Genomic DNA, 15,673 nt, shown 5'->3' with positions numbered 1-15,673 from the left:
CTGGGAGATGGGGATATGCCTCGCACCATAACCAGCTCGATGCTTCACGGCGGGCCACTGCGCATCTGGTCGGCACTCACCGATCCGGATCATCGCCGGGCGTGGAGTCCGCTCGTATTTCTCGATGATCCGTCCCGGCTCGGCGACACAGAATGCACCTTTGCGATCCAGGGCATCACCCGGCCAATTCGGACGCCAGCACGGATTGATCGATTCGATAAACCGCACGCCTTCGCTTGGTCCTGCGGCATCCCCTATCTGTTCACGCTCGAAGAGCGGTACGAGCTGGCGGGGGACGATGGCGGCACCAGGCTAACGCATAGCTGCACGCTGCGCGGGGCGCTCTCCCTGCCGTTCGCGGCGATGATGTTGCGCCGCCTGCGATCCCTGATGGTCGAATCTGACGATCGCCTCGCAACCTATCTCCGCTGGCGGGTAGGTCAGCCTGCCCGGGCTATCAATCGTCAGCGCGTCCCCTTCCGCTACAGGAGGAAGGCGCGATGATGATGCACTGTAAGCGGGTGCTGCCCGCCGTCATCCTCGTTGTCGGGCTCGCGGCGTGCTCGGAAAGAAAGCCGCCAGCCCCGCCAACGGAGCAGCAGATCCATTCGTCCGACAGCGCCGTGACGACCGGGGAAATGGGGCGGCATAGATATCGCTGTTCCGACGGGGAACCGCTGTTCGTCGATTACAAGGACAACGGCCTGCAGATCGATTTGCGGCGCTCCAACGGGGGACCGCCGATGATGCTGACCGCGCCAGCGCAGGGCCTGCAATATGTCGGCGAAACAGCCACCGCGACCTTCAAGGGGTCGCAGCTCACCATCGTGGAAGGCGATGGCCGTACCCGGATCTGCGAGCAGGAAGGCACGCGATGAACTGCCCTGCCTTCGAACGCCACAGGGCGCTTCGTCGGAAGAGACCGATGTCTGACACGTCGATTTCAAATGTGACAACCTTGTGCGGCCTGAATCGGGCCGGTCTGGCGATCGCGCGCCTCGGCGTCGTTCTCGTCTCCGGGGCGGTTATAGGGGCGTGTAATCCAGCGCCGACCCAGCCTACCGAGCCGGCGCATGAAAAGCATCTGACGTCGAAACTAATCGCGCAGCGCATCATGTACTGCGACGACGGCACACGCGCCGATGTCGACTTCATCGATGAAGGCTTGAAAATGGCCGTCACCTGGCTGCCGAAGGGCAGGACCGAGATCCTGCGCGCGCAGCGAACCGGTGACGAGTTTCGCGGCGACCATTCGCGGGCTGTCGTGGCGGGCGGATCGATCGCGTTCACGCGACGCGGGAAGATCCGCGTCTGCCACCGAACCCCGGAGGAGTCCTAGGAAATGCAGGCACTGCTCTATACGCTTGCGCCTGTGCTGGCGGTCGTGCTCGGCGCGATTGTCGCGAGCCGCACCAAGTTGAAACCTGGCCTCGTGGCGGGCCTACAGCATCTCGCTGCCGGCGTCGTGTTCGCGGCGGCAGCGACCGAAATCCTGCCGCAGGTCAAGCATGAGGCATCGCCCAGCGCGACGTTGATCGGCGGGGCGGCGGGCGTCGCGACCATGCTGGGGCTCAAGGCTCTTGAGGCCCGCTTCAAGGGGCCGATGGCGCTACTCGCCGCGATCGGCATCGACATTCTGGTGGACGGCCTGGTGCTCGGCCTCGCTTTCGTGGCGGGCGAGAAGGCAGGTCTCCTGCTGACGATCGCGCTCACTCTGGAAGTGTTATTTCTGGGACTGACGCTGACCGACGAGCTGGCGGAAACCTATCGCTCGCGCTTGCGCATCATCGTGATCGTCTCGGCATTGGCCCTGCTGCTGCCGATCGGCGCGCTCGCTGCCGTGCCGGTCGCCGCGCTGTCGCCGGTGATGATCGCCGGCTTCCTCAGCTTCGGGCTGATGGCGCTGCTCTACCTCGTCACGGAGGAGTTGCTGGTCGAGGCGCACGAGAAACCCGACACCCCGCTCATCAGCTCGATGTTTTTCGTCGGCTTCCTGGCCCTGCTGACACTTGAGGAGATGATGGGATGATCCCGGGCAACGACAACAATGGCGGGCAGGAGCGCCGCACACTGTGGATCGTCCTGCTGCTGAACGCGGCGATCGCTGCGGGCTTCTTCGTTTCCGGCTTCTTCGCGGACTCGAGCGCGCTGATCGCCAACGGCGTCGACAACCTGTCCGATACGGCTGTGTATGCGCTGAGCCTTGTGGCGCTCACCCGGGGCCAGACATGGAAGACACGCGCCGCGGTCGCTTCGGGCGTCATGCTGCTGATCTTCGCGGGCGGCATCTTGATCGATGTCGGACGGCGCTACGTGCAGGGCAGCGAGCCCATCGGACCTACCATGATGGTCATGTCCGCGATCGCCGGCGTCGTGAATTACCTCTGCCTGCGGCTGCTCCAGCGCCTCAAGGATCCGGACGTCAATCTCCGGGCCGCAACCACCTTCAGCTTCAACGACTTCATTTCCAACGGCGGCATCCTGATCGCCGGCGTGCTGGTGCTGTGGTTGGGTACCAATTGGCCGGACCTGCTGGTCGGCTTCGCCACCGCCATCATCGCCATCAAGGGCGGTGTCGAAATCCTGCGCGACGCGCGCGCCGAAACCAAGAAAAGCGAAAGGAGGTCGTCATGAACGACAAGCTCGAACTCGACATTCCAGTGTTGTTGCCGGACCTTCCTGACGCGGCCGATGCCTGCCTGGACCGTCTCGTATCAACCCTGTCAAAGCGCGAAGGTGTCGAGCGGGCGCATGTGATCTGTCTCGACGGCAACACGCCAGCGGCGCTGTGCATCCATTTCGATGCCGCCAAGCTGCCGCTGCCACGGTTGCGCGAAATGGTGCGCGCCGCAGGTGCCGAAATCACCGAGCGCTACGGCCATGCGATCTGGCAGGTGACGGGGATCAACCACGAACGTCGGGCGCGCACGGTCAGCGATGCGCTGTGCGCCTTGCCCGGCGTGGTCCAGGCAAGCGCCAGCACCAGCGGGTCTGTCCGGGTCGAATATGATCGCCGCGAAACCACCGAAGAGGAGGTGCGCGCTGCGCTTCGCAAGCTGAAGGTGAGGGTGGGCAAGCGGGTCGCTGCCGATGAACATGCCGGCCACGACCACGGCCCCGGGGGCCACGGCGCGGGCGAAGAGAAGCACGGCCCCGGCGATGGCCACGACCATAGCCACGCCGAATTTCTCGGCCCCAATACCGAGCTGATCTTCGCGCTCGCCTGTGGCGCGCTGCTGGGGATCGGCTACGCGATCGAGAGGCTGGTCGCTGGCGCGCCCGAATGGCTGCCGACCGCCTGCTATATCGCAGCCTATTTCTTCGGCGGATTCTTCACGCTGCGCGAGGCGATCGACAACCTCCGGATGAAGAAGTTCGAGATCGACACGCTGATGTTGGTCGCTGCGGCCGGCGCCGCTGCGCTGGGCGCATGGGCCGAAGGTGCGCTGCTGCTGTTCCTGTTCAGCCTCGGCCATGCGCTTGAGCATTATGCAATGGGCCGCGCCAAGAAGGCGATCGAGGCGCTGGCGAAGCTCGCGCCCGAAACCGCGACCGTGCGACGCGGCGGGCAGACCAGCGAAATCCCGGTCGAGCAGATGGTCGTCGGGGACATTGCCATCGTCCGCCCGAACGAGCGCCTGCCTGCCGACGGCTTCGTCATCAAGGGCACCAGCGCGATCAACCAGGCCCCGGTCACGGGTGAAAGCATCCCGGTCGACAAGGTGCCGGTCGCAGATGCCGCAGCGGCACGCGCCAAGCCCGATGCAGTCGACGCGGAAAGCCGGGTTTTTGCTGGTACGATCAACGGCGGCGGCGCGATCGAGATCGAGGTGACACGCCGTTCCAATGAAAGCGCGCTTGCCAAGGTCGTGAAGATGGTGAGCGAAGCGGAGACGCAGAAGTCGCCGACGCAGCGCTTCACCGACCGGTTCGAACGGATCTTCGTGCCCGCCGTCCTGGTCCTGTCAGTGCTCCTGCTGTTCGCATGGGTGGTCGTCGACGAGCCGTTCCGCGACAGCTTCTATCGCGCGATGGCGGTGCTGGTGGCGGCAAGCCCGTGCGCGCTCGCGATCGCAACGCCGAGCGCGGTCCTGTCGGGCGTTGCCCGTGCAGCGCGGGGCGGCGTGCTCGTGAAGGGCGGTGCACCGCTCGAAAACCTCGGGTCGCTCAAAGCGATCGCTTTCGACAAGACGGGCACGCTGACCGAAGGTCGTCCGCGCATCACTGATGTCGTGCCCGTCGATGGCGCCGATGAAGGCGAGTTGCTGGCGCTGGCTGTCGCCGTCGAAGCGTTGAGCGACCATCCCCTGGCCCAAGCGATCGTCAAGGACGGCCGCGAACGTCTGAACGATCGTGCCGTGCCGACTGCCGGCGACCTCAAGAGCCTGACCGGTCGGGGCGTCACCGCGAGCGTGGATGGCGAGACGGTGTGGATCGGCAAGGCCGAGATGTTCGGAAGTGAGGGCATTCCGGCGCTGGGGCAGGGCGCGCAGGACGCAATCGCGAAGCTGCGCGAGAACGGCCGCACGACAATGGTGGTCCGCAAGGGGGACCGCGACCTGGGCGCGATCGGCCTGATGGACACGCCTCGCGAAGCTGCCAAGACCGCGTTGCGTCGGCTGCACGAGATGGGCGTGTCGCGGATGATAATGATCTCCGGCGATCACCAGAAAGTCGCCGAAGCGATCGCCGACGAAGTCGGGATCGACGAAGCGTGGGGCGACCTCATGCCCGAAGACAAGGTTGCCGCGATCAAGAAGCTCGCCGGCGAAGACAAGGTCGCGATGGTGGGCGACGGCGTGAACGATGCGCCGGCGATGGCAAGCGCCACGGTCGGCATCGCGATGGGCGCGGCGGGGTCGGACGTTGCGCTGGAGACAGCCGACGTGGCGCTGATGGCCGACGATCTGGCGCACCTGCCATTCGCAGTCGGTCTTAGCCGCCATACCCGTGGAATCATCCGGCAGAACGTCTTCGTCAGCCTGGGTGTCGTCGCCTTCCTGGTGCCTGCTACCATCCTCGGCCTCGGCATTGGGCCAGCGGTGGCGGTTCATGAGGGATCGACGCTGCTCGTCGTCATCAATGCGCTCAGGCTGCTCGCCTACCGCGATCCGGCAGGGAAGGCGGCATGAAGTGGCTGATCGCCTTCGACCTCGACGGCACGCTTGCCGAGAGCAAGCGGCCGTTATCGGAGGATATGGCCGCAATCCTCGCCCGATTGCTCGCCATCACGGATGTGGCGGTGATCTCGGGCGGGGACTGGCCGCAGTTCGAAAAGCAGATCGCCTCGCGCCTTCCTGCCGGCGTCGCGCTCGACCGTCTCTGGTTGATGCCGACCACAGGCACGAAACTCTATCGGTTCATCAATGGCGCTTGGCGCGCGGTCTATGCCGAACTGTTCGACGACGCGGAGAAGGCGAAGATCCGCACGGCCTTCGATCAGGCGCTGACCGATGCCGGTCTCGCCGACGAACGTATCTGGGGCGAACGGATCGAGGACCGGGGCAGCCAGATCACCTTTTCGGGCCTGGGGCAGGCAGCGCCGCTGAAGGAAAAGGAAGCGTGGGATCCTGACCGAAAGAAGAGGACCGCGTTGCAGGCCACGTTGCGCGCGAAGCTGCCGGAGCTCTCGATCAATCTCGGTGGCACGACATCGATCGACGTGACCAGAGCAGGGATCGACAAGGGCTATGGCCTGAAGCGCCTGAGTGCCGAGAGCGGTGTCCCGCTCGACGGGATGCTGTTCATTGGGGATGCGATATTCCCCGGTGGGAATGACTATCCCGCTGCTGAAATCGGCCTCGACACAGTGAGGGTGCGCGACGTCGCGGAAACCACCGCCGTCGTGACCGCCATCATCGCGTGTCTGCACCGATAGGATCAAGATACATGGTCGGCTCCATCGCGGAATGCCGCATTGTCAAAGCTCTGGCTTCTGTCGCTTAGGGCAGCGCTTCCTAAAACGAAAAGAAGGCAATGTGCGCGTCTCCGCGAACAAAGCCTCCAGCGATCAATCTAAGAGATTCCGCCGCGCTTCTCAATCGTAGGGGGCGTTTGCGGGAGGGGGCGGAATCCTACGCTAAGGATTTGGGCCAGCGATATTCCCCGGTTAGATTGATGTGTTCCTATCCCAACGGCGAGACGTGGGCGAGTAGATCAGGCGCGATATGGGTACCGCTGGCGGCCCGGGTATTGACGACCTCGCCGAGCTTCATGGTGTTCCAGAATATGATGATGGCGGCGAGCAGGTTCATTCCGGCGATGCGATAGTGCTGGCCTTCGCCGGATCGATCCCGGATTTCACCTCGGCGGTGGAAGCTGATGGCGCGCTTTAGGGCGTGGTGGGCCTCACCCTTGTTGAGGCCGATCTGAGCCTGGCGCTGGAGGCCGGCATCAAGAATCCAGTCGATCATGAACAGGGTTCGCTCGATGCGGCCCACCTCTCGCAATGCGAGGGCCAGCTCATTCTGGCGCGGGTAAGAGGCGAGCTTGCGAAGAATCTGGCTGGGGGCGACGATCCCCGCTGCGATCGTCGCCATGATGCGCAGGATGTCGGGCCAGTTGCGCTCGATGAGCGGTTCATTGATCTTACCTCCGACCAGCGCTCGCACATTGGCCGGCGTCGCGTTGGGCGTGAAGGCATAGAGTCTTTTCTGAGGGAGATCGCGGATACGGGGGGCGAACCTGTAGCCGAGCAAGGCGTCACCTCAAGGTTTGTTCGCCAGACAACGATTTCTCGGACATAAGCGGAACATGGGCTACGCTACACGCTTCAACCGCGCCATTGGCTCGTTGAGTGGGTGGAATTCACCTGCTGGAAGTCGCCTGGCCTGCTCCCAGAGGTAATCGCCGGTCAGACTGATGTGCGCCCAGCCCATCGGAGAAAGGTGCGCAAGCAGTGCCGCATCGAACGTCGTGCCGACAGCGTTGAGGTGCTGGGCGGCCCGGTCGAGATAGACCGTGTTCCAGTAGGAAATCGCCGCAATCAGCAGGTTCAGCCCAGATGCGCGAAATTCCTGATTTTCCAGCGAGCGATCGGTGAACCGACCCTGCCGGTTGGTATAGATGGCGGCGGCAAGCGTGTGCCTCGCCTCGCCTTTGTTGAGACCGGCCTGACAGGCACGTCGCAGTTCCGGTTGTTCAAGCCAATCGAGCGTGAACAAAGTGCGCTCGATACGGCCCAGTTCAGCCAATGCAAAATCCAGCCTGTTCTGGCGTTTGTAGGCGGCAAGTTTTCGCAAGATTACTGACGGCGCCACCGTGCCATCCTTGATTGAGGCGACAATCCTGACGATGTCATCCCAATCGGCCTCGATCGCTGCCGTTTTGATGGTGCGGCCCATCAGATTTTCGATGCCCTTGTATGTCGATGGCGCAGCGATCGAACCCAGCTTGCGGTCGCCAATATCGCGCAGCCGTGGCGCGAAGCGGAACCCGAGTAGGTGGCAGAGTGCGAAAACATGATCGGTGGCGCCGCCGGTATCGGTATAGTGCTCATGCAACGGAAGGTTGCCGGCGCCCAGGACAAGCCCGTCGAGCACGTAAGGCGCTTCACCTGCCGTCGCGGACATGATCCGTGATCCGAATGATGCGAAGTGATCGGAAAGGTGAGAATAGATTTTCACGCCAGGTTCGGCGCCATATTTGGCATTGACGTCCGCCGCCCCTGAACGGCTCCGCCCCGACCGGAAGAACTGGCCATCGGACGACGAACTGGTGCCAGCGCCCCAATGCCGCGCGAAGGGTAATTCGTGATGGGCTGAGATGATCATGGCCAGCGCGGCCTGATAGTTCTCGGGTGAAAGATACCAGTTGTGGGTCCATGCGAGTTGGGCATAGCTGACGCCTTCGCTGGCATTGGCCATCCGCTCCAGCCCGAGGTTGGTGCCATCAGCCAGAATTGCGGCGAGTACCGTGCTGGGGTTGTCGTGCTCCTTGCCTGAGCGCAGGTCACGGAATGCGTTCAAAAAACCAGTGCGTTCGGCGACTTCAAGCAGCAGCTCGGTGATGCGCACGCGGGGAAGCAGGGTATCGAGCTTGCGATCGAGGGCTTCAGCTTCCGGTGGGGTGACAGGCGGCATTTGCTGAAGCTTGAGCCGGTCTCGTTCGAGCGACACTCCCTCAAGCTTGTTTGTTTTCAACTGCTTGGCAAATCGGCGCAGCCGCCAGTCAAGATTTCGTGCCCGGTCAGCGAGGTAGGATGCAGCATTTGAATCGAACGGAAGCACATCCGCCACTTTGGCGGCGTCGCGCCGACCCAGCAAATAGGCATCGAAGCGCTGATAGTTGCGGGTTCCCTCGATCCATACATCACCGGCGCGCAAACGATCACGCAAGGTTGCCATGATCGCAATTTCATAACGTCGGCGGTCGATACGGCCGCTTTCGGTGATGAGACGCTTCCACTGCCGATTGGGGAATGGCAGTGGAACGCCATCGGGAAGGTCGCGCGACTTTCGTGTGTTCGCATCGCGAATGACATCGATGGCTTTGATCAGTGCCGTCCCTGTTCCAGACGCCTTGAAGGTGAAGGCGTCCAGAAATGCCGGGCTGAAACGCCGTAGCGTGGCGTAACGCTCGGTTGCCGTTACCAGTGCGTCCTCGCCGGCAAGATCAGCAAGGGCATCTACTTGGGCCTTTGCCGCAACAAGCCGGTGCCAGCCCACCGCTTCGTCAATCAATTCGAGCGGATCGCCGCCATTCTGGACAGCCTCATCAAGTGCTGTAATCGTGGCGCCAAACAGCCGCATGAGTTGCCCCACCGACTGAATACTATCTTGGTAGCGACGCTCGCGCCCACGCCGCGCGCGCGTGAACATGCCGCCGATAAGTCGGTCAAACATTTGGATCGCGGCATCGGCAAGTCTGGCCTCAAGGTCGATCACTGCGGCCGTCAACGTCGCCCGCCTGCGATTGACGCTGTAATCCGAAAGCAGGAATGCCGGTGCCACGCCGCCCTCGCGGACAAATTGGGCAAAGCGGAATTCCGGAATGGCGCCCCCAACTACCGGGTGGATACCTATGCCGCGAACATAGCGCAGGCGCTCAAGCAAGCCATTGATATTGGCCGCAGTCGGGGCTTCTTCGAAATTACGCAACCACGCCAGCGGTGTCATGCCGAAATCCGGGTTGTTGATTACGAGTTCGTCTAGCCGTGTCAGTTCAGCAGAGCTGAGGCCTTCGACGATTGCGGCTGCGGCAGCTTTGCGTGCGCGTGCCCGGCCAGCAAGACCGGCGCGTTCCAGTGTGTCGCCTGACGGAAGAATGAACCGCTCACCCTTCAGGCCAACCATGAGGGCGCGAACAATCGGTTCACCTCTGTCTGTATACTCGGCGGCTTGCGCGGCAAGATTCAGGGCAAGTGCCAGGTCGCCGCGTCGAAACGGGCGTATGCCAAGATAACGCGCCACGAGATCGGCATGATCGGTACGGGTTTGCGCGCGCTGACCATATGCAGAGAAGGAGGAAGGATCGACGAATAACTGTGCCGCGAGGTACTGAAGAATGACGTCGGGAAGCCCGATCTCGGGTTGCAGACCAAAGCCGGGATGTCGCATCAAAGCGATTTGTGCAGCCAGACCGAGGCGATTTGCTGGACCATAGCGGCGCCCAACCAATTCAACATCTTCCGCAGAAAGGGTATAATGCCCAATGATCGCGGTTTCTTGGACAGGAGGATCGAACAGGCGCCGGCGCTCGTCTCCGGTCAGAAGTCGGCGTCGTGCCATTTTGCTCTCCCGCTGAGGCGAATAACAAAATTGACACCAAAGCGGCTTGCACTGGAGGGAGGCCATTCGTTGCCGGTTGATCCCCGAGCAATCACCCGGCGCAGCAAGACAGTTTGGCGACATCCTTATCAAACGTTTGGGCCGCCAGTTTGAGGCCTTCCACAGTGGTCAGGTAAGGAAATATCGTTGCACCCAATTCCAGGGTGGTCATGCCGTGTTTGATCGCCAGCACCAGTGTCTGGATCGAATCCGCGCCTTCGGGTGCCATGATCTGGCCGCCCAGCAAACGGTCGTTCGCCTTGTCGGCAATCAGTTTGATGAGACCCCGCGTATCGCGTGCTGCCAGTGCCCTTGGCACAGCATCGAGCGGGAGCAGCGAAACCTTGATGTCCAGGCCTTGCGCCCGTGCTGTCGTTTCAGTGAGGCCGGCGCTGGCGACTTGCGGGTCGGTGAAGACGACGGATGGCATGGAGGAATTGTCGTAGCGGTATTGGTTGCCCGTCACCGCGTTGCGCGCGGCCAGTTTTGCGCCATAGGCGGCCATGTAGACGAACTGGTCCCGTCCCGTTACATCGCCCGCCGCGTAAATGCCTGGAACCGACGTTTCGAGGTGGTCATCGACGACGATTCCACCATTACGGGCAAGCACTATGCCGCGCTCCTCCAGCCCAAGCCCGTCGCTATTGGGTCGGCGTCCGGTGGCGATGAGCACCTGTTCCGCCGCGACGGTGTCACAATGCCCCTCGCAGGTCAATTCGACCCCGCTCTGTGTTTGGGCGATACGCTGATAGCCGACACCTGCGCAAACCCGCACGCCCTCGGCTTCCAAATAGTTTTTCAGCGCGGCACTCACTTCCGGGTCCATTTCGGGGAGCAGGCGGCTTCGGCAGCAGATGGTGACATCAACGCCCAGACGCGAAAACATCTGTCCCAGTTCTACCCCGATCACCCCGCCACCGATCACCAGCAGCGATTTGGGCAAGCGATCCAGCGCCAGCGCCGATGTGCTGGTTAGGTAGGGCACGCTGTCCATCCCCGGAATCGGCGGCACGGCGGCGTGCGCACCCATCACCAATATGACCTTGCCGACCTTCATGGGCGCATCGCCGACAATCAGCGCACCATCGGCAAAGCGTGCCTTGCCCTCGATATAGCTCACACCGTCATAGGCGGGCAGCAGATCGACATATTTTTTTTGGCGCAGCGTCGTGACAAGATCGTCCTTCGACGCCGCCAATACGGACCAGTCATCCATCTGGACAGCGCCCCCAAGGCCGGGAAAGCGCGCGGCGGCAAGCCCACCATGCACCGCTTCGGCGGCGCGGATCAGCGTCTTGGAAGGAACGCAGCCAACATTGACACAGGTGCCGCCAATCGTGCCGTGACCGACGAGCGCCACTTTCGCGCCCAGATCGGCAGCGGCGATCGCGGCGGAGAACCCGGCAGAACCCGCGCCGATGACGGCCACGTCAAATCCTTCCTGCCCGGGGCGGTTGCAACAGTCGTTCATTGCTTATCGCTTTCTTGAGGCGCTGGCGGCGCCCCGCTCAGTTTTGAATAGCGCGCGCCGGATAACCCGCGTTGGTTGATGCAGCGGCAATCGCAGCAGCATTGGTGCGGCGCGGGTTATAGGTTGCGCGCGCGGTCTTGGCTGCGAAATCGACCGTGACCGCCGTTACCCCGGCGACGCCTTCCATCGCCTTCTTCACGGTGATCGGGCAGGTGGCGCAGGTCATGTTCTCTATGGCAAAGGTGGTTTGCTTCTGAGCGGTTGCGGTAGCCGCGGGGCGATCTTGCGCCGTGCCACTAACTGCATAGGCGACCCCGCCGCCAGCCATAGCCAGCACGGCCATAGCGATACATACTGTCTTTTTCATGGGTATTTCCTTTCAATAGAACCAGGGTGCCCACCAGTCGATGGTGAGCGCCAGGATGGCGACGGCAAGGCCCAGCCACAGCACCGCCTTGGTGGTCCAAGCCGATTGTGGACGAGCGCAGTAGGAACCGTCTTCACAGGGCGGTTTCGGCTTGAAATAGACATGCCAGAAGCCGTAGCCGAGCAGCGCGAGCGTTACGCCTGCGACATAGGGCTTGTAAGGTTCGAGCGCCGTCAGGTTGGCGATCCACGCGCCGGAAATTCCGAGCATAACCAACAGTAGCGGGACGACGCAGCAAGCCGAGGCGAGCCCCGCGCCGATCAATGCGCCCGCCGCAACCCAGTTTGCCTGCTTCGGCTCGTGGTTTTCGGTGAGGGCTGGCTGTCCCGCTTCCGGCGTTGAGACCATGGCTTGAATCCCTTGTTCCAACTGAGTGATTCGCAGTGTAGGCTCTGTAGCCACTACAGACTCAAGAGGTATTTTCATGGAGCAACAGGTCGGCATCTTGCGTGCCCAGCTTGCCCGGAAAACAGGCTGCAATCTCGAAACCATCCGCTATTACGAGAAGGTGGGATTGCTGCCGGGGCCGCCTCGCAGTTCCAACGGCTACCGCGTCTATTCGCCGGAACTGGTGCAAAGGTTGCAGTTCATCCTGCGCGCGCGCGACCTTGGCTATGCAATGGATGAGATACGGTCATTGTTGTCGCTCACCGATACCGGTGCACAAACCTGCGCGGAGGTTATGGCGAGAACCGAACTCCACCTTGAAGATGTCCGCCGCCGCATTGCAGATTTGCAGAAGATAGAGGTGACGCTGGCGACCACGTTAGCCAGATGCACTGGAGATGACGTTGCCGAATGTCCCATCCTGGAAGCACTCCAGTTTTTACCCCATCAAGGCAATTGACGCCATCTTTGAGGGATTTGATTTTGTGATGTCAGCTTGGAGTATAGCCTAACCGGACGTCAGGGCGCTACCGCGGTTTCTGTCAGATTAGGGTACTAAACGGAATTTGTTGACGAATGTCGTTGCGTATCATAGATTTCAACCTGACATTTTGATGGAGAGAGTGCGCAGTGAAGGGGCAACGGATCGGCTATGTCCGGGTCAGCACGTTCGATCAGAATGTGGATCGCCAATTGGAAGGTCAGTCGCTCGATCGGACCTTCACCGACAAGGCATCGGGCAAGGACGTCAACCGCCCCCAGCTTGAGGCTCTGCTCACTTTCGCCCGCGAAGGCGATACCGTCGTCGTCCACAGCATGGATCGGTTGGCCCGCAATCTGGATGACCTGCGCAAGCTGGTCCAGGGCCTCACCAAGCGAGGTATCCGGATCGAGTTTGAGAAGGAAAGCCTGTCCTTCTCGGGGGAGGACTCCCCGATGGCCAATCTGATGCTCTCGGTCATGGGTGCGTTTGCTGAGTTCGAGCGCGCCCTGATCCGCGAACGGCAACGCGAAGGCATTGCGATCGCTCGGCAGCGCGGCGCCTATCGGGGGCGGAAACGGTCGCTCTCGGATGAGATGATTGCCGATCTGCACCGCCGCGTTGCCGCCGGTGAACGCAAGGCGACCATCGCGCGCGACATGGGCATCAGCCGCGAAACCCTCTACCAGTACCTTCGCGCCGCTGCCTGACACCAATGTTCACATTATGTCCGGAAAATCGTTGTTCAGCGTACAAAGCTTGAGGTGACGCCAGCAAGGCGCAGGCGGCGAACACATGATCGGTGAAGCCGCCCGTGTCGGCAAAATGCTGGCGAACGCGGCGGCCCGCGTCATTCATGAGCAGCCCGTCCAGGATATAGGGAGCCTCGCTGACCGTTGCCGGGATCACCTGGGTTGCGAACGGCGCATATTGATCGGACACATGGCTGTATCCCTTGAGGCCCGGGACGTTGCCATATTTCGCGTTGATCAGATTCATCGCCTCGCCCTGCTCGTTAGCAAGGAAGAACTGCCCGTCGCTGGATGCCGATTGCCCTTGTCCCCAGAAGGCGGCCATGGGCAGGGCGGCGTGGGCCTCCACGATCATGGCGAGCGCCCGATCATAGGCGCTGCCTTCGACATGCCAGCGCGCGATCCGCAGCAATTCCCAGAAGCTGTGCGTGTTGGTCGCCGCCGCCATCTTGCGCAAACCGAGATTGACGCCTTCCGCCAGCAACACGTTCATCAGGCCGATCCGGTCGCTGCAGGGCGCGCCGGTGCGCAGATGCGTGAACGCCTCGGAAAATCCGGTTCGCTCATCGACTTCCAGCAACAGATCGGTGATCCTCGCGGGCGGGAGCTGTTGATAGAGATCGAGCACGAGATCCTCGGCCCTTCGGGCGTGTCGGCCCTCAGCTTGTCGATGTGCAGCTTGCCGTTCTCGATGATGCCGCCTGGGATCGTGCCGGTTCGCGCCGCGCGGCCAAACTCCTTCAGCCGTGTATCCAGTCGAGCCCTGCGCTCGGCCAGCCATTCGCCGGGTCGCAGCGGCTCGGCGAGCCGCGCGGTCTGCTCTATCGCCTGTGGCGGGACCAGAAGCTGCTTGAGGTCGCCATAGCGGCGCGATCCCGCCAACCATATGTCACCGGACCGGAAGGCGTCGCGGATGTGGAACAGCACCGCGATTTCCCAAAGCCGGTGGTCGCCGCTGGGCTCAGCGCGAAGATGACGATGCCATTTCGAGTTGGGACGTAGAAAATCCACCGGCGGATCGACCTTGATCCCGTTACGCAGCATCGCAACGGCCGCCAGAAGAGGCGTGGCGATCGGCGCCGCCTGCATGTCGAGCAGGCGCAGCATCCTGGGCGCGTAGAGGCGGAAACGGTGATAGCCGTCCAGCACACGGCTGAGCGGGTCGGCCGCGAGCACGTTGGTCAGCGCGGAGGCCGTGGCGACAAGGGTTCTGAACCGTTCCCAGCCAGGCCCGGTGGCGATTATCCCGTCCAGGGCCGTGCCATCGTCCTGCGCTCCAAGCAAAGCACCACCGATTTCGGCAAAGGACTTCAGCGTGTCCCGAACGGCCGCCTTTTCGTCGGCGATCCTGGTGTTGCAAAGGCGTTCGGAGGCCCGATAGAGACGGCCTACGATGCGATCGTGGGTCTCCACGATGACATCGGCCAGCGATGACCGCCATTCCAGGGTGCAGACAGCGAGGATCGCAAGCCGCCTGTCTTCGGGCAGATCACGCATGCCGTCGGCGTAATAGCGCTCGCCCTGCCGGCGAAGCCGGGTCACACGATGCGCCGGCACGCCGTCCAGCAAATCCGCCGGAAGATCGAACCTTTGAAGATATTCCAGTCGATCCATCAGCCGGTTAGCGGCTGCTGAATTTGCGCCAACCTCGAACTGTCGCAGCCATACGAAGCGCGTGACGCGACCATCCACCGTATCCTCCAACAGGTGAGCCAAATTCTCGCTCAGGGTTGGCGTGATGCGATGGGCGATAAGATCCTCGATCCGGCGCTCGGCCTCAACCAGCGCATCGGCGCAAAGGCGCTCGATCGTCGAGGAGCCGGGAAGGATCGTGCGGGTGCGGCGACACTCCGCAACGAAGCGACGGGCAAGATCCTCATTCGATGTCGCCGCCTCGGCTTCCCGAGCGATCCATTCGCGCAAATCCCGTGCGCCCCGCCCCGAAAAGGAGCGATAGCCGTAGATTCGGCGAAGGTCCGCCAGATGCTCGTGCCGGGTCTCCTCGCGCGCGGCATAGAGGAGTAGATCGTCGCTGGTCAGGCCGAGCTGGGCCGCGATGAAATCCGATACCTGCGCCGGGATCAACTCGCCAGGAGCGAGCACCCGGCCCGGGTAGCGCAGGACGCACAGTTGCAGCGCGAAGCCAAAACGATTGTGGGCGCGCCGGCGCTGGCGGATATGCCCGAGATCCTCATCGCTGAGGGTATAGTGCCGCAGCAGCTCACCTTGATCGACCGGCAAGTGAAGCAGCGCCTCGCGCTGTCGATCGGTCAGGGTCACGCGACGCGGCATACATGCTCCTTATTCTTTCCGAGCTACGGTTTGAGATAGCTTGATTGAGATGCTGGTTAAGATACACAATAGCCCAATCTTATGTGCTCATGTTCG

13 protein-coding genes and 2 pseudogenes are annotated in these 15,673 nt (G+C 62.3%); 9 read left to right on the top strand and 6 right to left on the bottom strand.

What is annotated here, in order from left to right; genetic code table 11:
- Positions 1-15: 15 nt before the first annotated feature.
- The 7 genes from YP76_RS23235 to YP76_RS23205 are packed head-to-tail and all read left to right on the top strand — an operon-like array spanning position 16 to position 5,878.
- Positions 16-504: an SRPBCC domain-containing protein gene (locus YP76_RS23235; protein WP_004212879.1), complete on the top strand. Its 489-nt coding sequence runs from the start codon at positions 16-18 to the stop codon at positions 502-504.
- Complete coding sequence (locus YP76_RS23230; protein ID WP_021238674.1) at positions 501-878, top strand: hypothetical protein; 378 nt, start codon at positions 501-503, stop codon at positions 876-878. The genes YP76_RS23235 and YP76_RS23230 overlap by 4 nt, the downstream gene beginning before the upstream one ends.
- Before the next feature lie 47 nt (positions 879-925).
- The gene (locus YP76_RS23225; RefSeq protein ID WP_017183574.1) at positions 926-1,339 is read left to right on the top strand and encodes a hypothetical protein; all 414 of its coding nucleotides are present in this window, start codon (positions 926-928) and stop codon (positions 1,337-1,339) included.
- Between the two features lie 3 nt (positions 1,340-1,342).
- Positions 1,343-2,029 (top strand): ZIP family metal transporter, encoded by a 687-nt coding sequence (locus YP76_RS23220; protein ID WP_004212882.1) that lies wholly within the window; start codon positions 1,343-1,345, stop codon positions 2,027-2,029.
- Positions 2,026-2,634: a cation transporter gene (locus YP76_RS23215; protein ID WP_004212885.1), complete on the top strand. Its 609-nt coding sequence runs from the start codon at positions 2,026-2,028 to the stop codon at positions 2,632-2,634. Before YP76_RS23220 ends, YP76_RS23215 begins: the two co-directional genes overlap by 4 nt.
- The gene (locus YP76_RS23210) at positions 2,631-5,132 is read left to right on the top strand and encodes a heavy metal translocating P-type ATPase (protein WP_004212886.1); all 2,502 of its coding nucleotides are present in this window, start codon (positions 2,631-2,633) and stop codon (positions 5,130-5,132) included. The genes YP76_RS23215 and YP76_RS23210 overlap by 4 nt, the downstream gene beginning before the upstream one ends.
- Entirely contained in the window at positions 5,129-5,878 is a 750-nt protein-coding gene (locus YP76_RS23205; protein WP_004212890.1) for an HAD-IIB family hydrolase, read from the top strand. Before YP76_RS23210 ends, YP76_RS23205 begins: the two co-directional genes overlap by 4 nt.
- Positions 5,879-6,125: 247 nt before the next feature.
- Here YP76_RS23205 and YP76_RS23200 read toward each other — a convergent pair.
- The 5 genes and pseudogenes from YP76_RS23200 to YP76_RS23180 all read right to left on the bottom strand — a co-directional run.
- Positions 6,126-6,701: pseudogene (locus YP76_RS23200) on the bottom strand (Tn3 family transposase); the annotation flags it as partial.
- Positions 6,702-6,758: 57 nt separating this feature from the next.
- Entirely contained in the window at positions 6,759-9,728 is a 2,970-nt protein-coding gene (locus tag YP76_RS23195; protein WP_014072601.1) for a Tn3 family transposase, read from the bottom strand.
- A 91-nt stretch (positions 9,729-9,819) separates the two neighbouring features.
- Positions 9,820-11,196 (bottom strand): mercury(II) reductase, encoded by a 1,377-nt coding sequence (merA, locus tag YP76_RS23190; RefSeq protein WP_037465822.1) that lies wholly within the window; start codon positions 11,194-11,196, stop codon positions 9,820-9,822.
- Between the two features lie 79 nt (positions 11,197-11,275).
- On the bottom strand, positions 11,276-11,605 hold the full coding sequence (locus YP76_RS27335; protein ID WP_004213249.1) for a heavy-metal-associated domain-containing protein: 330 nt from the start codon (positions 11,603-11,605) through the stop codon (positions 11,276-11,278).
- A gap of 12 nt (positions 11,606-11,617) precedes the next feature.
- Positions 11,618-12,013 carry a mercuric transporter MerT family protein gene (locus tag YP76_RS23180; protein ID WP_014072602.1) on the bottom strand — a complete coding sequence of 132 codons (396 nt, stop codon included), beginning with the start codon at positions 12,011-12,013 and terminating at the stop codon, positions 11,618-11,620.
- Between the two features lie 76 nt (positions 12,014-12,089).
- Here YP76_RS23180 and YP76_RS23175 point away from each other — a divergent pair, with 76 nt between their 5' ends.
- Together YP76_RS23175 and YP76_RS23170 are read left to right on the top strand one after the other, a co-directional pair.
- Positions 12,090-12,512, top strand: a complete 423-nt coding sequence (locus tag YP76_RS23175; RefSeq protein WP_014072603.1) for a MerR family transcriptional regulator — start codon at positions 12,090-12,092, stop codon at positions 12,510-12,512.
- Between the two features lie 170 nt (positions 12,513-12,682).
- The gene (locus tag YP76_RS23170; protein ID WP_004213255.1) at positions 12,683-13,243 is read left to right on the top strand and encodes a recombinase family protein; all 561 of its coding nucleotides are present in this window, start codon (positions 12,683-12,685) and stop codon (positions 13,241-13,243) included.
- A gap of 61 nt (positions 13,244-13,304) precedes the next feature.
- Here the strand turns inward: YP76_RS23170 and YP76_RS23165 are convergent.
- Positions 13,305-15,577: pseudogene (locus tag YP76_RS23165) on the bottom strand (Tn3 family transposase); the annotation flags it as partial.
- Between the last annotated feature and the right edge of the window lie 96 nt (positions 15,578-15,673).

The sequence above is a fragment of the Sphingobium chungbukense genome (assembly GCF_001005725.1).
Taxonomy (GTDB): Bacteria; Pseudomonadota; Alphaproteobacteria; order Sphingomonadales; family Sphingomonadaceae; genus Sphingobium; species Sphingobium chungbukense.
Note: the sequence above shows the minus strand (reverse complement) of the source record. Positions and strands in the feature narration are given on the sequence as shown.